The sequence below is a fragment of the Pseudomonas sp. SJZ074 genome (assembly GCF_007828215.1).
GTDB lineage: Bacteria > Pseudomonadota > Gammaproteobacteria > Pseudomonadales > Pseudomonadaceae > Aquipseudomonas.
The window spans coordinates 101,577-120,856 of sequence record NZ_VIUE01000012.1; the positions used below are offsets into that span (position 1 = coordinate 101,577).

The window sequence follows — 19,280 nt, forward strand, 5'->3', positions numbered from 1 at the left end:
TGTCTGCTATTTTTTGGCTTGTCTAAAATCGGCCTCATTACAAAAGTTTTGTAATTATTTTCTGCCGAAGGGATTGGTAACTTGGCTGGATACCCCCATCCTGTCGCGCATAGCTCAAGAGGTGATTGATGCGCGCAAATTCTGACCCGCAAGACACTGTTACCGCGACACAACCGATCAAGGCCGAACGACTGCGTTGGCTGGACCGGATCAGCCAGTACCGGCAACCCATCGGCCTCGCCGTCACGCTGTTACTGTTTGCGATCGCGCTCGTTGCCTGTCGCCATCTTTTGAGTGAACTCGATCTTTACGCGCTGCACGACTCGATTCTCGATGTGCCCCGGCCGGCCCTGCTCGGCGCCATAGCCGCCACGGTTGCAGGCTTCATCATTCTGCTGGGCTACGAATGGTCGGCGAGCCGCTATGCCGGCGTGACGTTGCCACCACAGACCCTGGTCCTGGGCGGGTTCACCGCGTTTGCCATCGGCAACGCCATAGGACTGTCGCTATTGTCGGGCGGTTCGGTTCGCTATCGTCTGTATGCCCGTCATGGCCTCGGGGCTTCGGACGTCGCCCACATGACCTTGTTCGCCAGCCTGTCCCTGGGTTGCGCACTGCCGCCACTGGCCGCCCTGGCCACCCTCAGCAACCTGCCTGCCGCTTCCGCCGCGCTGCATCTACCCGCCAGCTTGCTGGCAGGTGTCTCGCTGGCGGTGCTGCTGCTCATGGGCGTGTTGGCCCTCGGCATCTATCGTCGCCGCCTGCCGGAACAACCTCATCGGGATGCGCTCCTGGTCAAGGCCGGACGTCGCACCCTGCGCCTGCCGAGCCGACGCCTGACCTTGCTGCAACTGATCATCACGGCGCTGGATGTCGCGGCCGCCGCCACGGTGCTGTATCTGTTGCTGCCCGAGGCGCCGCCGTTCGGCGCCTTCCTGCTGGTGTACCTGCTGGCGTTGGCTGCGGGTGTGCTCAGCCATGTTCCCGGTGGCGTCGGCGTATTCGAAGCGATCCTGCTGGCGGCATTTGCCGACAAACTCGGTGCCGCGCCGCTGGCCGCCGCCCTGCTGCTGTATCGCTTGATCTATGTGCTGTTGCCGATGCTGGTGGCCTGCGTGCTGTTGTTGATCAACGAGGCCCAGCGACTGTTCCAGACGCGCCAGACCCTGCGGGCGGCATCAGGCTTTGCGGCGCCGATCCTTGCGGTGCTGGTGTTCCTTTCGGGCGTGGTGCTGCTGTTTTCCGGCGTGACCCCGGAGATCGATACACGCCTGGAGCACATCGGTTTCCTGATTCCTCATCGTTTGGTGGACGCTTCGCACTTCGGCGCCAGCCTGGTGGGTGTGTTGTGCCTGTTGCTGGCCCAGGGCCTGCGCCGTCGCCTGTCGGCCGCCTGGATGCTGACCACCGTTTTGCTGCTGGTGGGCGCCCTGCTCTCCCTGCTCAAGGGTTTCGACTGGGAGGAAGCCACGCTGCTGACCTTGACGGCCGCCCTGCTGGCGGTATTCCGGCGCTCCTTCTATCGTCCGAGTCGCCTGACCGAACTGCCTTTTTCCCCGCTGTTCCTGATCGCCAGTCTCTGCGTGCTCGGCGCCTCGATCTGGCTGCTGCTGTTTGCGTACCAGGACGTGCCCTACAGCCATCAACTGTGGTGGCAGTTCACCCTCGATGCCGACGCTCCCCGTGGCCTGCGCTCGCTGCTGGGGGCCGCCGTGCTGCTGGTGGTGGTGTCCCTGACCTGGCTGCTGCGCACCGCGCGCCCGGTGATTCATCTGCCTACGGCAGAAGAGCTGGAGCGGGCCAGGATGATCCTCATGGCATCCTCGCAGCCTGACGGCGGCCTGGCGCTGACCGGTGACAAGGCATTGCTGTTCCACCCCAACGACGAAGCGTTCCTGATGTACGCCCGCCGTGGTCGCAGCCTGGTGGCGTTGTATGACCCGATCGGTCCGACCCAGCAACGGGCCGAGATGATCTGGCAGTTCCGCGACCTGTGCGACATCCACCACGCCCGCCCGGTGTTCTATCAGGTACGCGCCGAGAACCTGCCGTACTACATGGACATCGGCCTGACGGCGATCAAGCTGGGTGAGGAAGCCCGGGTCGACCTCAAGCGTTTCGACCTCGAGGCCAAGGGCAAGGAGATGAAGGACCTGCGCTACACCTGGAACCGCGGCACCCGGGACGGCCTGTCGCTGGAGATCCATGAACCGGGGCATGCACCGATGGATGAGCTCAAGGTCATCTCCGATGCCTGGCTGACCGGCAAGAACGTACGCGAGAAAGGCTTTTCCCTGGGCCGCTTCAGCGATGACTACCTCAAGCATTTCCGCATCGCCGTGATTCGCTTCGAGGGCCGTCCGGTGGCGTTCGCCAACCTGCTGGAAACCCACAACCATGAGCTGGCCAGCCTCGATCTGATGCGTGCCCACCCCGAAGCACCGAAGCTGACCATGGAATTCATGATGGTCGGCTTGATCCAGCATTATAAGAACCATGACTACGCCCGCTTCAGCCTCGGCATGGTCCCATTGTCGGGCCTGCAACCGCGTCGCGGTGCGCCATTGACCCAGCGCCTGGGTTCAATGGTGTTCCGCCGTGGCGAGCAGCTCTACAACTTCCAGGGGCTGCGCCGCTTCAAAGACAAATTCCAGCCTGACTGGGAACCTCGTTACATGGCCGTGCCCGCCGGACTCGATCCGTTGGTGGCACTGGCCGATACTGCCGCCTTGATTGCAGGCGGCCTGACTGGACTGGTGAAACGCTGATGATGCAACGCTCCTGGCGATACGTAGTGGCCGCCCTGCTGATGCTGGCGGTGATTCTCGGTGGCGGTTATTGGTATTGGAACCGCCCGGCCCCGCAACCCACCCTTGAACAACTGACACCCGCCGACGGCGTGCCGATGACCCGTGTCATCCCCGGCACCAAGCCTCGCGCCCAGGTGCTGGTGGCGGTTAATGAAGACCAGAAGCTCAGCGACACCCAGTTGACGACCCTCAGCCGCAGCGGCTCGGCGCAGATCGTCCAGGTGATCCTGCCCAAGGACTGCATGCTGCAGGGTCGCGCCTTACAGGCAGGCCTGAGAGAACTTCAGGGGCCGGCGACACTGGTCAGCGGCATCGGCCCGGGCGCCGTGCTCGCCTGGCGCTGGCTGGCCGAGCAGAAGGACGACAAGGCCCAGGCCATTTCGGTGGACCTGGCCCTGGAAAAACCCGGCTGCACACACCTGCTGCCCAAAACGGCGGCCCACGGTCATTGGCTGGTCGCCTGGAACGACAACCCTGACGACACCAGCGCCGCTTTCGTGCGGGATCAGAAGAATGCCGAAACCAGCATCAGCGACTACGACATCAACCTGGCGCAAGTGCTGAACAACGAATTGCGCAAGATCCTTGTCGGCACCGACAAGGCCAAGGGTGGCCTGGCCATTCCGGTGGTCGAGGTGCCTGCGAGCCAGGCCCGGGATACCGTGACCCTGTTCCTCTCCGGCGATGGCGGCTGGCGTGACCTGGACCGCGACGTCGCCGACGAAATGGCCAAGATCGGCTATCCGGTGGTCGGCATCGACACCCTGCGCTACTACTGGCAGCACAAGAGCCCGGAGCAGAGCGCGCTGGACCTCGCCGAGCTGATGCAGCACTACCGCCAGGTCTGGGGCACCAAGCGCTTCATCCTGACCGGCTACTCCTTCGGCGCCGACGTGCTGCCGGCGATCTACAACCGCCTGCCGGCCACCGAACAGCAACGGGTCGACGCAATCATCCTGCTGGCCTTCGCCCGCACCGGCAGCTTCGAGATCGAAGTCGAAGGCTGGCTCGGCAACGCCGGTACCGAAGCCGCCACTGGCCCGGAAATGGCCAAGCTGCCGCCTGAGAAAGTGGTGTGCATCTACGGCGGCGAAGAAGCCGACGAAAGCGGCTGCACCGACAAGACTGCCGTGGGTGAAGCTATCAAGTTGCCGGGCGGCCACCACTTCGACGAAAACTACCCGGCCCTGGCCAAGCGCCTGATCGATGAGATCAACAAGCGCCAGCCCAAGCCTGCCGACCAGTAATCCGATGCTGGCTTAACAAGAAGCCCCTGCTGCCTTCCGGCATGCAGGGGCTTTTTGTTGTGACAGTGCCGCCGTCTCTCGAGCAGGCTCCCACAGACGAGACTGGCCTTAGTAGACCTGCACCCGCCACAGCTCCCGCGAAGCAGACCCCGCCGACATCGGCAACCGACCGTGCAGCGTTCGATAGTTGTCGATCAACACCAGATCGCCTTCGCTCCACGGATGGGCAATCAGGCATTCCGGGTCGTAGACCAGGCTGTTGACCTGATCCAGCAAGGCCTGTTGAGCCGTCTCGTCATGATCCTGCACAGCCTGGCTGAGGGTCTGCAGCGTCGAATCGGTACCTTCCTGGTAACGCAGGATGAGTTCGCCGCTGCGGGGGTGACGATCCACCAGACTGTACATGCGTGGCGAACCGCCGAAGTACGTCATCTTGGTGTAATAGGTGATGTTCACCGCTTGCCATTGCCGAGCGACGCGCTGCCCGACCTTGCGCAGCACGTTCCGGCTGTCGACGACGGTGGTCTGACCTTCGCCCGGCAGCGGCGCCGTCTTGCAATACAACATGAACTTGCTGGCGCAGAATTTCGGGTTGCGCTGCACCTGGGCATCGCTGTCGGGCAGCATGTTCAAGTCCCAGTGCAACGGCGTTTTTTCCAACGAGTGCACCACGCCTTGGGGTTTGTCCGCCGGCTTGACCACGTGCACCGCGCCGAAGGCCCATTCGTACAATGTGCCGAAACGTTCGCAACTGCGGGCGAAACTGTCCTGGTCCTCAAAATGACAGCCCTTGAGACAAACGAAGCCGAAGGTTTCCACCAATGACTCCAACAACCCCGTGGACAGTCGCTCGAAACCCAACCCCAACGGATCCCGTACCACCAGGCCGAAGAGCGGGAGCTTTTGCAGCTCGTACTCGAAGCCTTGTGCCTGAGGACCTTCTGTCTGATGGTAAAGCCACGGCCGCCCCTGCCAGGTGATCAGCACATGTTGTTCCAGGTCGACCTGGGCCCGCGCGCGCAGGCTCTGGCTCCCATCGAGGTTGCACACAGGCACGGCATGCCAGGGACTGTCAACGCGGCTCAGCCCTTCGGCCAGCCCGACGGTAAACTTGGGCCCGGCATTGCTGTACTGATGGACAGACAGTCGAATGTCATCGGGGAAGAAGCGATCCACCGCCGCATTCAAGGCCTGCCCGCGCAGCATCATCTGGTAGGCCTTGTAGTTGATCTGCTGCAGGTACTCGTCCTCGCTCTGCCCATCCTCGCGACACAGACGCAGGTCGTTGTAGAGATGACTGCAGAGATTGTCATGGGTCCGTCCGAGACCTTCGTCATGCCGGCTCTGCTCGATCAGGTCCCCCAGGTTTTTCCAGGGCAACCGGGCCTGCTTGACCAGGCTGGCACGCACCGCCTCGGCACTTTGCGCCTGCGGGAACAGGTCTTCCATGCTGACCCACTCGATCGTGTGGGTCGTACACAGTTTGCGCAGCGCCTGGTTATAGGCCGCACGAACATCGTCGCTCACCCCGACGATGTCGTTGAAAGTCGTACCATCGCTGAGGATCGATACCACGCACCCCGGCTCATGCAACGCGGCAATCGCCTGGCCCATCTGGTCGAGGCGCTCGATGGCCATGAACTCACCGTAGTCCGGCAGCACGCCGAAGGTCTGGTCGATGGCATTGGGTGATTTGCAGGGAAAACCCGGCAGGATCAGTCGCACCGGACGGCGCTGATCGAAGCATTGCCCCAGCCGGTGCGCCAGGTGGTCCCGGCCCTGTGTTTCGAAACGATCATCCGTACCCTTGAACAGGTAACCAGCCAGCAAATCGCTGACGGCCGTGATCCAGGCTTCTCTATGTTCCATGGAACAGCTTCCTTGAGAGTGGGTGTATCAACAGGATTTGACGGTATCGCCATGCTCGGTGGATGCCTGCGCGGCGCCACCGTGTTGCTTGAGGATGTGTAACAGCCCCGCCGGCTGTTCACAGTAGAAATCCGGGGCCTGCCCAGTACGCGTAGCGCCATAGCCCCAGGCGACCAGTGCCGAGGGCATACCCGCGGCATGGGCTGTCTGCAGGTCGATCTCCGTATCGCCGACGAACAGGCAATGGCGAGGATCGACCGACAACCGTCGGGCCGCTTCCCACGCCACGTCCGGCTGGGGTTTGAGGGACCGGCCTGCGCGGTGCCCCAGGATCGCCTTGAAGACCGTGGGCGCAAACAGCGCATCAGCGACCTGGCAGGCCATGGCCTCGGCTTTGTTGGTGACGATCGCCAGGGGCACCTGCAATTCCCGGCAGCCCTCGATCATTGCCAATACACCGCTGAAGGGCTTGGAAAACTGCACCAGATGATCCTGGTACACCCTTGCATAACGCTGCTGCAACGTGGCCGCATCGCCGATGCCAAACCGCATCGCCACCGCCTCGATCATCGCCGTGGCGCCGCCGCCGATATAGTCCCCCACCGCTTCCGCGGTCAGCGCCGGACAGCCGTGCTCCAGCAATACCTGATTCAGGCTCCAGGCGATGTCCGGCAAGGTGTCCACCAGGGTCCCGTCCAGATCGAAGAGCACGGCATCGATCCGCAACCGAGGCGTCCTCATTGGGCACTGGCGTAGTGACAAGGACGCCCCTTGCGAAAGACCAGTCGATGGAAGCGCTCGTCGACATTGCTGCGTTTTTCGAGGGTGACCACACCCCGTCGCTTGATTGCCACCGAATGCCAGGGCGTGCGCCACAGGTCACTGGTTGGCACGAGGCGGATACCGATTTTCGTCGACACCGCCAGTTGCGGATGGATCGACAGGCGCAGGCAATCCGGATAGCGCGCCTGTAGTAACGCGCTCCAGGCTTCACTGCGCTGGATCACCCGCTGCGAGGCCGGCTTGGCGATCTTCTTCACCGCGTTGAGGCTCATGCCGGCGAATGCCTCAAGCCCTGAATAATCCTCGGACAGGAAACGATGGATACCGCAGTACATCAACATCATGTGCGGGTCATCCTTGAAGCGCTGTTGCAACAGGATCAACGACTGCCCGTGCTCGATCATCATTTCTTCGCGCATGGCGTCCAGACAGTCGAGCTGAGGATAGGCATCTCTGAGGTCGAAATGGGCGAACATACCGCCGTAGTGCTGCTCGGCGTAATCCTGGATCGCGTCGGTGTAGGCCTTGACGTCCGCATCGGGAACACGCACCAGATCGGCAAACACATAACCATCGGAACAGATGTGGATCAACGCGCCGGGCGCGTAGATCGCCTGGATCTCCGCACATAGCTGATGGAGCTCGTCGATGGCATGGTATTCAGCCAGGTCAGGCAAGTGACTCAGGGTCTTCTTGCGGCTGGGGGACTTTCCGGGAAAGGCCGGCAGGACCATTTCAACTTTGCGACCGCTCTCGACCGCCCGCATGACTTTCGCCAGATGGGGCTCCAGTACCTGCAAAGAAAGTTCATCGCTTTCCCCGGGGGCGAGGCTGCGACGGCGAAACAGGCATTCGAGAATCTGTTGGGCAATGTTCCGGGGCGAGACGGGCTGATGCTCGTGCACGCGCTGACCGCCCACCTGTTGAGCAACGGTAGTTGAACCCTGCATAGACAATCCCTTGTTTGATGGTGACGGCAGCCAAAATCCTTGGCCACCGGCAGATACTCCTTGATCTGCGATCCGGTAAAAAATCCTACAGAAAGCGAACACCTGTCAAATTTTCCGTAGCACCACAGGACAGTGCTGTCATGGAATACCGGGACAAATGCCGCAAAAAAGCCCCCGCCTGCCGCAAGGCAACGGGGGCTTTGATTGACGGCTCCCACGTTCGGTCAGGAACGTTCTACGCGCCAAGGCACTGAACCGGATGCCGGTGGACGCTACATCTCGACCTGCGTCCCCAACTCGATCACCCGGTTCACCGGCAGGTTGAAGAAGCGCAGGTTGCCGTTGGCATTTTTCAACAAGAATGCGAACAGCAACTCGCGCCAGCGGGCCATGCCCTCGAGCTTGGAAGCGATGACCGTCTCGCGGCTGAGGAAGTACGTCGTGCGCATCGGGCTGAAGTCCAGGTCATCCAGATGACAGAGCTTGAGTGCCTGGGGCACATCCGGCTCGTCGGTAAAGCCGAAATGCAGGATGACCCGGAAGAAACCTTCCCCATAGGAATCAACCTCGAAGCGCCGCTGCAGCGGAACCCGCGGGATGTCTTCGTACACCACCGTCAACAGGACGACTTGCTCGTGCAGCACCTGATTGTGCAACAGGTTATGCAACAGCGCGTGAGGCACGGCATCGGAGCGCGCGGTCAGGAACACGGCGGTGCCCTGCACGCGATGGGGTGGCTGCACACGGATGCTGCTGATGAAGATCGGCAGCGGCAACGCGCCCTCGTCCAGACGCTCCACCAACAGCTGCTTGCCGCGCTTCCAGGTGGTCATCAACACGAACAAGGCGATACCGGCGATGACCGGGAACGCGCCGCCCTGGATAATCTTCGGCACGTTGGCGGCGAAGTACAGGCCGTCCACCAGGAGGAAACCGAGCAGCACCGGCACCGCCAGCAGTGGCGGCCATTTCCACAACAGCAGCATCACGGCAGATACCAGGATGGTGGTCATCAGCATGGTGCCGGTCACCGCCACACCGTAGGCCGAAGCCAGCGCACCGGAGGATTCGAAGCCCAGCACCAGCAGCACTACACCCACCATCAGCGACCAGTTCACCGCGCCGATGTAGATCTGGCCCTGTTCGGCGCTGGACGTATGTTGGATGTACATGCGCGGGATATACCCTAGCTGGATCGCCTGGCGCGTCAGGGAGAACGCGCCGGAAATCACCGCCTGTGAAGCGATCACCGTGGCCAGGGTCGACAGGCCCACCAGCGGGATCAGCGCCCAGCTTGGCGCCAGCAGGTAAAACGGGTTGCGCGCCGCCTCCGGGTCGCCCAGCAGTAACGCCCCCTGGCCGAAATAGTTGAGCACCAGCGCCGGCAGCACCAGGATGAACCAGGCACGGGCGATGGGTTTGCGACCAAAGTGGCCCATGTCGGCGTACAGCGCTTCGGCGCCGGTCAGCGCCAACACCACGGCGCCGAGAATCGCCACTCCCATGCCAGGATGGACCACGAAGAAACGCACGGCCCAGGCAGGGTTCACGGCCAGCATCACCTCCGGTTGCTGGCTGATGCCATAGACACCAAGGGCGCCGAGTACCAGGAACCAGGTGACCATGATCGGGCCGAACAGGATACCGATTCGCGCCGTGCCGTGGCGCTGGATAATGAAGAGCGCCACCAGCACCACCAGCGACAGCGGCACGACCCAATGGTCGATACCTTCGAACGCCAGGCCGAGGCCTTCGATCGCCGAGAGCACGGAAATCGCCGGGGTGATCATGCTGTCGCCGTAAAACAGCGCGGCGCCGATCAACCCGCAGATCACCAGGCATGTGCGCAATCGCGCCCGTCCCGCCGCTGCCCGGCGCGCCAGGGCGGTGAGTGCCATAATCCCGCCCTCGCCCTGGTTGTCGGCGCGCAGGACGAACATCATGTACTTGATCGACACGACCCAGATCAACGACCAGAAGATCAGCGACAGGATCCCCAGCACGCCATCGTGGTTGACCGGTACGCCATAGCCGCCGGAAAACACTTCTTTGAGGGTGTACAACGGGCTCGTGCCGATGTCGCCATAAACCACCCCGACCGCCGCGACCAGCATGCTCAGCGACTTCGTGGCCGAATGCTCGGCACCTGCCGCCTGACTACTTGCATGACCCATCCAGCACTCCTGATTCCCAGATCTGTCTTCTTGTTCAACGAAGCCTTATGCCCCGTTACGCAGCATGCGCTGTTTTACATGCCGTAACAGGTCTTTAGTTGACTGTAACGGCCGTTAAAGCACAAAGGCGCGCAGCATAGCGCAGCACTCGTCGCTTTTCCCCGTATAAAGCTGGTCAAGTGCCTCGCCCATCGCTAGAATTGCGCACTTTTTGATCAGAGGCGCGTCAGGCGCTCTGTCTCGGCAAGAGACGATCCCCCTACACCGAGGTTAGACATGTCCACCACTACTACGCCAGCCAATCCCAAGGTCGGCTTCGTATCCCTGGGTTGCCCGAAGGCTCTAGTCGACTCCGAACGCATCCTGACCCAGTTGCGCATGGAAGGCTATGACGTCGTGTCCACCTACCAGGACGCCGACGTGGTGGTGGTCAATACCTGTGGCTTCATCGACTCGGCCAAGGCCGAATCCCTGGAAGTCATCGGCGAAGCCATCAAGGAAAACGGCAAGGTCATCGTCACTGGTTGCATGGGCGTGGAAGAAGGCAACATCCGCGACGTGCACCCGAGCGTGCTGGCCGTGACCGGTCCGCAGCAGTACGAGCAGGTGGTCAACGCGGTGCACGATGTGGTGCCACCGAAACAGGACCACAACCCGCTGATCGACCTGGTACCGCCGCAAGGTATCAAGCTGACTCCGCGGCACTACGCCTACCTGAAGATTTCCGAAGGCTGCAACCACAGCTGCAGCTTCTGCATCATCCCGTCGATGCGCGGCAAGCTGGTGAGCCGCCCGGTGGGCGATGTGCTCGACGAAGCCCAGCGCCTGGTCAAGGCCGGCGTCAAGGAACTGCTGGTAATTTCCCAGGACACCAGCGCCTACGGCGTCGACGTGAAATACCGCACCGGCTTCTGGAACGGCGCGCCGGTGAAGACCCGCATGACCGAACTGTGCGAAGCCCTCAGCACCCTTGGCGTCTGGGTCCGCCTGCATTACGTTTACCCGTACCCACACGTCGATGAGCTGATCCCGCTGATGGCCGCCGGCAAGATCCTGCCGTACCTGGACATCCCCTTCCAGCACGCCAGCCCGAAAGTCCTCAAGGCCATGAAACGCCCGGCTTTCGAAGACAAGACCCTGGCCCGCATCAAGAACTGGCGCGAAATCTGCCCGGACCTGATCATCCGCTCGACCTTCATCGTCGGCTTCCCCGGCGAAACCGAAGAAGATTTCCAGTACCTGCTGGACTGGCTGACCGAAGCCCAGCTCGACCGCGTCGGCTGCTTCCAGTATTCGCCGGTCGACGGCGCACCGGCCAACGACCTGGACCTGGACGTGGTACCAGACGACGTCAAGCAGGACCGTTGGGAGCGCTTCATGGCGCACCAGCAGGCCATCAGCTCGGCGCGCCTGCAAATGCGCATCGGCCGTGAAATCGAAGTACTGGTGGATGAAGTGGACGAGCAAGGCGCCGTCGGCCGCTGCTTCTTCGACGCCCCGGAAATCGACGGCAACGTGTTCATCGACAACGGCAGCAACCTCAAGCCCGGCGACAAGGTCTGGTGCAAGGTGACCGATGCCGATGAGTATGATTTGTGGGCTGAACAGATCAACTGATCGAGCCACTGCAATACCTTGTGGGAGCGGGCTTGCTCGCGAAGGCGGAGTATCAGTTGACAGTAATTTCGACTGACACACCGCCTTCGCGAGCAAGCCCGCTCCCACAGGTTTTTCGAAACCCGGTAAAAATTGACAAGCCCCGCCCTTGCGACAAGATGCAGGGCTTTTTTACGGCTATCGTATGGATAAACCCAGGACATCCAGCACAAGGAACAGGCGGGCATGCGCCAGCATTCGGTCATCCATACACCCAAACCCAGCGACTACCAGGAACTGACCCAGGTCTGGGAAGCGTCGGTACGGGCCACCCATGATTTTCTGCCGGACAGCTACATCGAGCTGCTGAAGAACCTGGTGCTCACTCGCTACCTGGACGCCGTGATGCTCATCTGCACGCGGGACAGTCGCCAGCGCATCACCGGTTTCGCCGGCGTCGCGGCCGGCAAGGTCGAGATGCTGTTCATCGACCCGCACCACCGCGGACAAGGCCTGGGCAAGCAATTACTGCGCTATGCCATGGATCACTTGAATGCCCATCAGCTGGACGTCAACGAACAGAACCCGCAAGCCCTGGGCTTCTATCTCAAGCAAGGCTTCGAAGTGGTCGGCCGCTCGGCACGGGACGGCATGAACCAGCCCTACCCGTTGCTGCACATGCGCTACAGGCAGCCCGACCTGAAGGCCCGCCGCGGGTAGCCGAGACAAATGGACACGCGATTAACCGGCGCCAGGCAGGTACAATGTCCACCCTCTTTTTGTTACGGCCTTGTCATGACTGACCCGATTCGCCTCTCCAAACGCCTCATCGAGCTTGTCGGCTGTTCCCGTCGGGAGGCCGAGCTGTTCATCGAAGGTGGCTGGGTCACCGTGGACGGTGAAGTCGTCGACGAGCCGCAATTCAAGGTCGGCGCCCAGCACGTCGAGCTCGACCCCGAAGCCAAGGCCACCGCGCCGGAACCGGTGACGATCCTGCTGAACGTCCCGGCCGGCATGGATCCAGAGGCGGCGATGGCTACCCTCAAGCCGGAGACACTGAGCGAAGAACACCGCTTCGGCAAGCGCCCGCTCAAGGGGCATTTCCTGCGCCTGAGCGCCAGCGCCGACCTGCAGGCCAACGCCAGCGGGCTGCTGGTGTTCACTCAGGACTGGAAGATCCTGCGCAAGCTCACCGCCGACGCCGCCAAGATCGAGCAGGAATATGTGGTGGAAGTCGAAGGCGAAATGGTCGCCCATGGTCTGAATCGCCTGAACCATGGCCTGACCTACAAAGGCAAGGAATTGCCGGCGGTCAAGGCCAGTTGGCAGAACGAGAACCGCCTGCGCTTCGCCATGAAAAACCCGCAACCGGGCATCCTCGCCCTGCTCTGCCAGGCCGTTGGCCTCAAGGTGGTCGCCATTCGCCGTATCCGCATCGGCGGCGTGTCCATCGGCAAGGTACCGCTGGGCCAGTGGCGCTACCTGTCCGCCAAAGAGAAATTCTAATTTTTTCGGTGCCGCAGCCGGCTGGGGCGCCCATTGCCGATCGATCAGGATTGCACACATGATTCACAACGACGTACTGCGCAGCGTGCGCTACATGCTCGACATCAGCGACAAGAAAGTCATCGAGATCATCAAGCTGGGCGGCCTGGAAGTGTCCCTCGCGGACCTGGCGGGTTATCTCAAGAAGGATGAAGAAGAAGGTTTTGTGTTCTGCCCTGACGAGGTCATGGCGCACTTTCTCGATGGCCTGGTGATCTTCAAGCGTGGCAAGGACGAAAGTCGCCCGCCACAACCCATCGAAGTACCGGTAACCAACAACATCATCCTCAAGAAGCTGAGGGTGGCCTTCGAGCTGAAGGAGGACGATCTGCATGCGATCCTCAAGGCCGCCGAGTTCCCGGTGTCCAAACCGGAACTGAGCGCCCTGTTTCGCAAGTTCGGCCACACCAACTACCGTCCGTGTGGCGACCAGTTGCTGCGCAACTTTCTCAAGGGGCTGACGCTGCGCGTCAGAGCTTAAACCACAGTTATAAGCCTCAAGCGACAAGCTTTTCACTTGCAGCTTGAAGCTTGAGGCTTGAGGCTGCAATGACCTACAACGTGTCCCCCATCGGCTTCGTCCGCTCCTGCTTCAAGGAGAAGTTCGCCATCCCTCGCCAACCGCAGCTGGCCCCAGCCGCACGGGGTGTGCTGGAGCTGGTGGCGCCGTTCGATCAGGGCGATGCGGTGCAGGGCCTGGAGCACGTCAGTCACGTCTGGCTGTTGTTCCTGTTTCACCAGACCCTGGAAGACAAGCCCCGATTGAAGGTGCGCCCGCCGCGCCTGGGCGGCAACAGGTCCATGGGGGTGTTTGCCACCCGCGCCACCCATCGCCCCAACGGCATCGGCCAATCCGTGGTGAAGCTGGAACGGCTCGAAGCCGGTCGGCTGTGGCTCTCCGGCATCGACCTGCTGGACGGCACGCCGGTGCTGGACGTCAAGCCCTATGTGCCCTACGCCGACATCATCGGCTCGGCGACCAATCACATCGCCAGCGCGGCACCTGAGTTGATTCCGGTGCAATGGACGGACTCAGCGCTGCTTCAGGCGCGAGACCACGCCATGCGCCTGGAGGAACCCTTGGTGGAACTGATCGAACAATGTCTGGCTCAAGATCCACGCCCGGCGTACCAGGCTCCTACAGCAGAACGGGAATATGGTGCGCAGTTCTGGGACCTGGATGTCCGTTGGCATTACCCGCAACCGGGGTTGATCCGGGTGCTGGAGGTCATTCCCGTCCGGCAATAACCGGCAGAAATGAAAAAGCCCGCGTTGCCTTTATCAGGCAACGCGGGCTTTTTTGGTGCTTTCAGTTGGACCTAGTCGCTTTCATCGCGAGCAGGCTCGCTCCCACAGAGGGTCCAGGGTTGTTCTTGAGATATGAATCAACACAGAACCCTGTGGGAGCGAGCCTGCTCGCGATGGCGGCCTGCCGGCCAGCACAAATACTTCAATTACTTCTCTACGAACGCCCGCTCGATCAGGTAGTCACCCGGCTCGCGCATACGCGGAGAAACGGTCAGGCCGAAGCTGTTGAGCACTTCGCTGGTTTCATCCAGCATGCTCGGGCTGCCACACAGCATGGCGCGATCGTCCTGCGGGTTGATCGGCGGCAGACCGATGTCGCGGAACAGCTTGCCGCTGCGCATCAGGTCGGTCAGGCGGCCTTCATTCTCGAACGGCTCACGCGTCACGGTCGGGTAGTAGATCAGCTTGTCGCGCAGCGCCTCGCCGAAGAACTCGTTCTGTGGCAGATGCTCGGTGATGAATTCGCGGTAGGCGACTTCATTGACGTAACGCACGCCGTGGCACAGGATCACTTTTTCGAAACGCTCGTAGGTTTCCGGATCCTGGATGACGCTCATGAACGGCGCCAGGCCGGTACCGGTGCTGAGCAGGTACAGATGTTTGCCCGGCTTGAGATCGTCCAGCACCAGGGTGCCGGTAGGTTTCTTGCTGATGATGATCTCGTCGCCTTCCTTCAGATGTTGCAACTGGGAAGTCAACGGACCATCAGGCACCTTGATGCTGAAGAATTCGAGATGCTCTTCCCAGTTCGGGCTGGCGATCGAGTAGGCACGCATGAGCGGGCGACCATTGGGCTGTTGCAGGCCGATCATCACGAACTGACCGTTCTCGAAGCGCAGGCCCGGATCGCGGGTGCACTTGAAGCTGAACAGAGTGTCGTTCCAGTGATGAACACTGAGGACACGCTCGTGGTTCATGTTGCTCATGTACGTGGGACTCCTGGGAATAGTGCCTGCGTCGTTATATGCGCATTTGCATCGCATTCTAATGGCGACGACAATATCTGTTAACTGAATTATTAAGATAAGGGTTATCGGTTATATCGATATGCGATTTACTCTACGTCAACTCCAGGTCTTCGTCGCCGTCGCCCAGCAAGAGAGCGTCTCTCGTGCTGCAGGCCAGCTCAATCTGTCGCAATCGGCCGCCAGCACTTCCATTACCGAACTGGAACGGCAATCCAGCTGCCAGTTGTTCGACCGCGCCGGCAAGCGCCTGAGCCTCAATGCCCTGGGCAAACAGCTGCTACCCCAGGCCGTGGCGCTGCTGGACCAGGCCAAGGAGATCGAAGACCTGCTCAACGGCAAGTCCGGCTTCGGCTCACTGGCGGTCGGCGCGACCCTGACCATCGGCAATTACCTGGCGACTCTGCTGATCGGCGGCTTCATGCAGCGCCATCCGGAAAGCCAGGTGAAGCTGCATGTGCAGAATACTGCCAATATCGTGCACCAGGTCGCCCATTATGAAATTGATCTGGGTCTGATCGAGGGCGATTGCAGCCACCCGGACATCGAGGTACAGAGCTGGGTCGAGGATGAGCTGGTGGTGTTCTGCGCCCCCCAGCACCCGCTGGCCAAGCGTGGTCAGACGACCATGGAGGAATTGACGCACGAGGCATGGATCCTGCGGGAACAGGGCTCCGGCACCCGTCTGACGTTCGATCAAGCCATGCGCCACCACCGCAGCGCGCTGAACATCCGCCTGGAGCTGGAACACACCGAAGCCATCAAGCGAGCCGTGGAATCCGGCCTGGGGATTGGCTGCATCTCACGCCTGGCATTGCGCGATGCATTCCGGCGCGGCAGCCTGGTGCCGGTGGAAACGCCAGACATGGACCTGGCGCGGCAATTCTATTTCATCTGGCACAAGCAGAAATACCAGACCTCGGCGATGCGCGAATTCCTCGAGCTGTGTCGGGCATTCACCGCCGGGGCACAGCGCAGCGATGAAATCGTGCTGCCGACTATTGCCTGATTAAAGAAGTACGAGCCCCCACACCAGGGCAATCATGGTCAAGGCGACAAGCTGGGCGGCACTGCCCATGTCCTTGGCGTTTTTCGACAAGGGATGCAGCTCCAGGGAAATGCGGTCGATGGCCGCCTCCACTGCCGAGTTCAGCAGCTCCACGATCAACGCCAGCAGGCAGACCGCAATCAGCAGCGCCTGCTCGACACGGCTGACATTCAGGAAGAACGACAGCGGAATGAGGATGACATTGAGCAGCACCAGTTGACGGAATGCCGCTTCGCCGTTGAAGGCGGCACGCAGGCCATCCAGGGAGTAGCCGGAAGCATTCAGGATGCGTTTCAGACCGGTTTGGCCTTTAAAAGGAGACATAGAATGGGCAACTGATTGAAAGAAGTGGGAAAGCTAATCCAACCCTAGTCAAAAAAGCGTGAATAAATGCGCTATGACTGCGGTGAAATTGACTCAAGTTGTTGCAGCAACAAGGCCGCCTGGGTCCGGGTACGCACATTCAATTTACGAAAAATCGCCGTCACGTGGGCCTTGATAGTGGCTTCCGACACGTTCAATTCATAGGCGATCTGCTTGTTCAACAAGCCTTCGCAGACCATGGTCAATACCCGGAACTGCTGCGGCGTGAGACTGGCCAGGCCTTCGCTGGCCGCCTTGGCCTCCTCGGACACGCTCACCGCTTCGAACGCCTGGGGCGGCCAGGCGGCGTCGCCATCCAGGACTTTTTTCACGGCCTGCTGAATCATCTCCAGGGAACTCGACTTGGGTATGAACCCACTGGCGCCGAACTCCCGGGCCTTGACCATCACCGAGGCCTCTTCCTGAGCGGACACCATCACCACCGGAATCTGCGGATACTGCCCCCGCAACAGCACAAGCCCGGAAAAACCATACGCGCCAGGCATGTTCAGGTCCAGCAGGACGAGGTCCCAGTCGGCCTTTTCGGTCAACCGGGTCTCCAGCTCCGCAATACTGGCCACCTCCGTCAGCCGGACAGCCGGGCCAAGGCCCAGGGTCACTGCCTGATGCAACGCGCTGCGAAAGAGCGGATGGTCATCGGCGATCAGGATTTCGTATGTGGCCATTTTTCAAATGATCCTGTTTTTATGGGGGGACCCGATGCAATCGCGCCTCGCCAAAACAACTCAAGACACCGCGCAGCGTTTCGAACTTCGGCCGCTCCCTGGTCGGCGCCAAGCATGCCCAGCGAAGCCGGGGCGGTCAAGCTGCAAGGCCATCACTGTCTTGAGTATGCGCCACTATTGGGCCGATGCTGCTTGGGGCACGCGGATGAAGGGTTGCAGCTCGGCGTGAGCCGGTGTCGACACATCCATTTCCTGCTGCCGCTTGGCACCCAGGTAATGCTGGCTGAATACATCGAAATAAGCGTCCAGAGCCGACGCGGCGTCAGTGTCCCCAGCCAACTCAAGACACAACGCCGCCACTTCGGCGGTGCACAAATGTTCGCTGCGGGTCGAACGGCGCAAACGGTAGCGCGACAGCTTGTCGGGCTGCAGGCTGAGGATCGGCAAGCGATCGAAATACGGACTCTTGCGAAAGATCTTGCGCGCCTCCGTCCAGGTTGCATCCAGCAAAATGAACAGTGGTCGCCTGGAACGATCCAGGTCCACCGTCTGGGTGACTCGCGACGGCTCGACATATTCCCCGGGGAATACCAGGTAGGGTTGCCATTGCGGGTCGTCGAGCAGCGCCAGCAATCGCGGATCGACTTCGGTGCGCGACCAGATGAAGGCATGGTTGTCACGCACCACATCGGCGATCAGCCAGCCGGTGTTGCTCGGCTTGAACACTTCCTTGTTGGTCATGATCAGGCAAACCCCGGAGCGGGTTTCGACGCTCGGACGCCAGGCGCACAGGCAGTGGCTTTCGATCACCCGACAGGCGTTGCATCGGGGCGCACGCCAGCCACGGGCCTGTAGCGGCTTGATGCCCTCATCGATGCGCTGATCGCGCAAGCGGGCTACAGCGTTAGGGGCATGATTCATCGTGGGCAACGCCGACGAACAAAAGAACTCGACACGAACGACACTCGGCAGGGCAATAAAGGCCGGCAGTCTACCAGAGCGCGCAAACCTGTACCGTCCACCCGGCCTCCCCTATAATTTGCCGCCACTGAACGCACAGTCACGTGACCGGTCGAAATAGCCGTCACTGAACCAGGAGAGTTTCATGCTGCGCCTTATCGTCCCTACCGTTGCCGTTCTGCTGGCTACGTCCTTCAGCGCCCAGGCTGCCTCGCTGAAAGAACTCGAACTGAACAAGATGCTGCAGAACGTCGCCGCGCAAAGCAGCATAGGCACCCCGCGGGCAATCAACGAAGACATTCTCGACCAGGGCTATACCGTCGAAGGCACCGAGTTGATCAATCACCTCAGTGTGCAAAGCAGTCATGCCCAGCAAATGCGCGCTGACCCCAAGGCTGTGTATTTCCAGTTGGGTGCCAGGGTCTGTACCAACCCGGGTTTCCGCAAACTGATGGCCAAGGGCGCAACCATGCGCTACGAGTTCACCGAGGTGAAGACCAATCGCCCGGTGGCCACCGAACGTTTCCAGGAATCGGATTGCCCGAAACCGGCCAAGACCAAGAAATAATCATTAGCCACACAGGCCGCTGTCGCGCCGCTGCTCATCGTCGGCGCGCAGTTCTGCCACCAGTGCCTGTAGATAGCGCGAGCGCCAGGCCCGGCCTTCCAGACGGCGGCAACATTCTTCCTCGAGACTGACCCGATTCGCCTGAGCCGCTTCCAACAGCGCCAGATACAACTGCCTGTCGAGTTCCAGAGTCACCCTGGTCATCTTTCCCGCCTCCTTGCCCGATCTACCTCAATCCATCGCGTGGCCCAGCCGTGGGCATCGAATTGCATGGCACGCCTGTTATCAGTAAACCAGAGCGGCACGTACCCGGCCGGTATTCAGACGAGCGGTGGGTCGTTCACTGCTTGTTGCCAACTGTCACTTTCGAGGGCCATGATCAGGGCAGCGAAGATCAACGCGAGGGTC

The 19,280-nt window shown here is 61.1% G+C and carries 18 protein-coding genes; 9 read left to right on the plus strand and 9 right to left on the minus strand.

Annotated features, from left to right (window positions below; all coding sequences use genetic code 11):
- Positions 1-128: 128 nt before the first annotated feature.
- Positions 129-2,768 carry a bifunctional lysylphosphatidylglycerol flippase/synthetase MprF gene (gene mprF / locus FBX99_RS14870; RefSeq protein ID WP_144928618.1) on the plus strand — a complete coding sequence of 880 codons (2,640 nt, stop codon included), beginning with the start codon at positions 129-131 and terminating at the stop codon, positions 2,766-2,768.
- Positions 2,768-4,057 carry a virulence factor family protein gene (locus tag FBX99_RS14875; protein ID WP_144928616.1) on the plus strand — a complete coding sequence of 430 codons (1,290 nt, stop codon included), beginning with the start codon at positions 2,768-2,770 and terminating at the stop codon, positions 4,055-4,057. Before mprF ends, FBX99_RS14875 begins: the two co-directional genes overlap by 1 nt.
- A gap of 108 nt (positions 4,058-4,165) precedes the next feature.
- Here the strand turns inward: FBX99_RS14875 and FBX99_RS14880 are convergent, their stop codons facing one another.
- From FBX99_RS14880 to FBX99_RS14895, 4 genes are all read right to left on the minus strand, one after another.
- Complete coding sequence (locus FBX99_RS14880) at positions 4,166-5,926, minus strand: L-tyrosine/L-tryptophan isonitrile synthase family protein (RefSeq protein WP_144928614.1); 1,761 nt, start codon at positions 5,924-5,926, stop codon at positions 4,166-4,168.
- Between the two features lie 27 nt (positions 5,927-5,953).
- On the minus strand, positions 5,954-6,637 hold the full coding sequence (locus tag FBX99_RS14885; RefSeq protein ID WP_256664060.1) for an HAD family hydrolase: 684 nt from the start codon (positions 6,635-6,637) through the stop codon (positions 5,954-5,956).
- Between the two features lie 26 nt (positions 6,638-6,663).
- A complete protein-coding gene (locus FBX99_RS14890; protein ID WP_144928610.1) occupies positions 6,664-7,659 on the minus strand; it encodes an isocyanide synthase family protein in 996 nt (331 codons plus the stop codon).
- Positions 7,660-7,931: 272 nt separating this feature from the next.
- A complete protein-coding gene (locus FBX99_RS14895) occupies positions 7,932-9,773 on the minus strand; it encodes a potassium transporter Kup (protein WP_371921421.1) in 1,842 nt (613 codons plus the stop codon).
- Positions 9,774-10,109: 336 nt separating this feature from the next.
- Here FBX99_RS14895 and rimO point away from each other — a divergent pair, with 336 nt between their 5' ends.
- From rimO to tsaA, 5 genes are all read left to right on the plus strand, one after another.
- Entirely contained in the window at positions 10,110-11,450 is a 1,341-nt protein-coding gene (gene rimO / locus FBX99_RS14900; protein WP_047701945.1) for a 30S ribosomal protein S12 methylthiotransferase RimO, read from the plus strand.
- Between the two features lie 225 nt (positions 11,451-11,675).
- On the plus strand, positions 11,676-12,149 hold the full coding sequence (locus tag FBX99_RS14910) for a GNAT family N-acetyltransferase (RefSeq protein ID WP_144928606.1): 474 nt from the start codon (positions 11,676-11,678) through the stop codon (positions 12,147-12,149).
- Between the two features lie 75 nt (positions 12,150-12,224).
- Positions 12,225-12,935, plus strand: a complete 711-nt coding sequence (locus FBX99_RS14915; protein ID WP_144928604.1) for an rRNA pseudouridine synthase — start codon at positions 12,225-12,227, stop codon at positions 12,933-12,935.
- Positions 12,936-12,993: 58 nt separating this feature from the next.
- On the plus strand, positions 12,994-13,455 hold the full coding sequence (locus tag FBX99_RS14920; RefSeq protein WP_144928602.1) for a DUF1456 family protein: 462 nt from the start codon (positions 12,994-12,996) through the stop codon (positions 13,453-13,455).
- Between the two features lie 68 nt (positions 13,456-13,523).
- Complete coding sequence (gene tsaA / locus FBX99_RS14925) at positions 13,524-14,222, plus strand: tRNA (N6-threonylcarbamoyladenosine(37)-N6)-methyltransferase TrmO (protein WP_144928600.1); 699 nt, start codon at positions 13,524-13,526, stop codon at positions 14,220-14,222.
- Between the two features lie 206 nt (positions 14,223-14,428).
- Here tsaA and fpr read toward each other — a convergent pair whose 3' ends face one another.
- Positions 14,429-15,208, minus strand: coding sequence for a ferredoxin-NADP reductase (gene fpr, locus FBX99_RS14930; protein WP_003184787.1), 780 nt, complete (start codon positions 15,206-15,208; stop codon positions 14,429-14,431).
- A 121-nt stretch (positions 15,209-15,329) separates the two neighbouring features.
- Between fpr and FBX99_RS14935 the strand changes: the two genes are divergently transcribed.
- Positions 15,330-16,256 carry a LysR family transcriptional regulator gene (locus tag FBX99_RS14935; protein ID WP_144928598.1) on the plus strand — a complete coding sequence of 309 codons (927 nt, stop codon included), beginning with the start codon at positions 15,330-15,332 and terminating at the stop codon, positions 16,254-16,256.
- Here the strand turns inward: FBX99_RS14935 and FBX99_RS14940 are convergent, their stop codons facing one another.
- The 3 genes from FBX99_RS14940 to FBX99_RS14950 all read right to left on the minus strand — a co-directional run bounded on the left by FBX99_RS14940 (position 16,257) and on the right by FBX99_RS14950 (position 18,265).
- Positions 16,257-16,619 (minus strand): diacylglycerol kinase, encoded by a 363-nt coding sequence (locus tag FBX99_RS14940; RefSeq protein WP_144928596.1) that lies wholly within the window; start codon positions 16,617-16,619, stop codon positions 16,257-16,259.
- Positions 16,620-16,690: 71 nt separating this feature from the next.
- The gene (erdR, locus tag FBX99_RS14945) at positions 16,691-17,344 is read right to left on the minus strand and encodes a response regulator transcription factor ErdR (RefSeq protein WP_144928594.1); all 654 of its coding nucleotides are present in this window, start codon (positions 17,342-17,344) and stop codon (positions 16,691-16,693) included.
- A gap of 174 nt (positions 17,345-17,518) precedes the next feature.
- The gene (locus tag FBX99_RS14950; protein ID WP_144928592.1) at positions 17,519-18,265 is read right to left on the minus strand and encodes a tRNA-uridine aminocarboxypropyltransferase; all 747 of its coding nucleotides are present in this window, start codon (positions 18,263-18,265) and stop codon (positions 17,519-17,521) included.
- A 184-nt stretch (positions 18,266-18,449) separates the two neighbouring features.
- On the opposite strand from FBX99_RS14950, the gene FBX99_RS14955 reads away from it, so the two are divergent.
- Complete coding sequence (locus FBX99_RS14955; RefSeq protein WP_144928590.1) at positions 18,450-18,872, plus strand: quorum-sensing-regulated virulence factor family protein; 423 nt, start codon at positions 18,450-18,452, stop codon at positions 18,870-18,872.
- Between the two features lie 3 nt (positions 18,873-18,875).
- Here the strand turns inward: FBX99_RS14955 and FBX99_RS14960 are convergent, their stop codons facing one another.
- Positions 18,876-19,076: a hypothetical protein gene (locus FBX99_RS14960; RefSeq protein WP_024780146.1), complete on the minus strand. Its 201-nt coding sequence runs from the start codon at positions 19,074-19,076 to the stop codon at positions 18,876-18,878.
- Positions 19,077-19,280 lie beyond the last annotated feature (204 nt).

What these genes read in the sequence shown, in the direction of transcription:
- FBX99_RS14955 (WP_144928590.1), top strand. Translation starts at nt 18,450, where the DNA reads ATGCTGCGCCTTATCGTCCCTACCGTTGCCGTTCTGCTGGCTACGTCC.
- FBX99_RS14960 (WP_024780146.1), bottom strand. Translation starts at nt 19,076, where the DNA reads ATGACCAGGGTGACTCTGGAACTCGACAGGCAGTTGTATCTGGCGCTG.
- FBX99_RS14940 (WP_144928596.1), bottom strand. Translation starts at nt 16,619, where the DNA reads ATGTCTCCTTTTAAAGGCCAAACCGGTCTGAAACGCATCCTGAATGCT.
- FBX99_RS14890 (WP_144928610.1), bottom strand. Translation starts at nt 7,659, where the DNA reads ATGCAGGGTTCAACTACCGTTGCTCAACAGGTGGGCGGTCAGCGCGTG.
- FBX99_RS14950 (WP_144928592.1), bottom strand. Translation starts at nt 18,265, where the DNA reads ATGAATCATGCCCCTAACGCTGTAGCCCGCTTGCGCGATCAGCGCATC.
- FBX99_RS14895 (WP_371921421.1), bottom strand. Translation starts at nt 9,773, where the DNA reads ATGCTGGTCGCGGCGGTCGGGGTGGTTTATGGCGACATCGGCACGAGC.
- FBX99_RS14910 (WP_144928606.1), top strand. Translation starts at nt 11,676, where the DNA reads ATGCGCCAGCATTCGGTCATCCATACACCCAAACCCAGCGACTACCAG.
- rimO (WP_047701945.1), top strand. Translation starts at nt 10,110, where the DNA reads ATGTCCACCACTACTACGCCAGCCAATCCCAAGGTCGGCTTCGTATCC.
- FBX99_RS14935 (WP_144928598.1), top strand. Translation starts at nt 15,330, where the DNA reads ATGCGATTTACTCTACGTCAACTCCAGGTCTTCGTCGCCGTCGCCCAG.
- erdR (WP_144928594.1), bottom strand. Translation starts at nt 17,344, where the DNA reads ATGGCCACATACGAAATCCTGATCGCCGATGACCATCCGCTCTTTCGC.
- FBX99_RS14880 (WP_144928614.1), bottom strand. Translation starts at nt 5,926, where the DNA reads ATGGAACATAGAGAAGCCTGGATCACGGCCGTCAGCGATTTGCTGGCT.
- tsaA (WP_144928600.1), top strand. Translation starts at nt 13,524, where the DNA reads ATGACCTACAACGTGTCCCCCATCGGCTTCGTCCGCTCCTGCTTCAAG.
- FBX99_RS14875 (WP_144928616.1), top strand. Translation starts at nt 2,768, where the DNA reads ATGATGCAACGCTCCTGGCGATACGTAGTGGCCGCCCTGCTGATGCTG.
- mprF (WP_144928618.1), top strand. Translation starts at nt 129, where the DNA reads ATGCGCGCAAATTCTGACCCGCAAGACACTGTTACCGCGACACAACCG.
- FBX99_RS14915 (WP_144928604.1), top strand. Translation starts at nt 12,225, where the DNA reads ATGACTGACCCGATTCGCCTCTCCAAACGCCTCATCGAGCTTGTCGGC.
- FBX99_RS14920 (WP_144928602.1), top strand. Translation starts at nt 12,994, where the DNA reads ATGATTCACAACGACGTACTGCGCAGCGTGCGCTACATGCTCGACATC.
- fpr (WP_003184787.1), bottom strand. Translation starts at nt 15,208, where the DNA reads ATGAGCAACATGAACCACGAGCGTGTCCTCAGTGTTCATCACTGGAAC.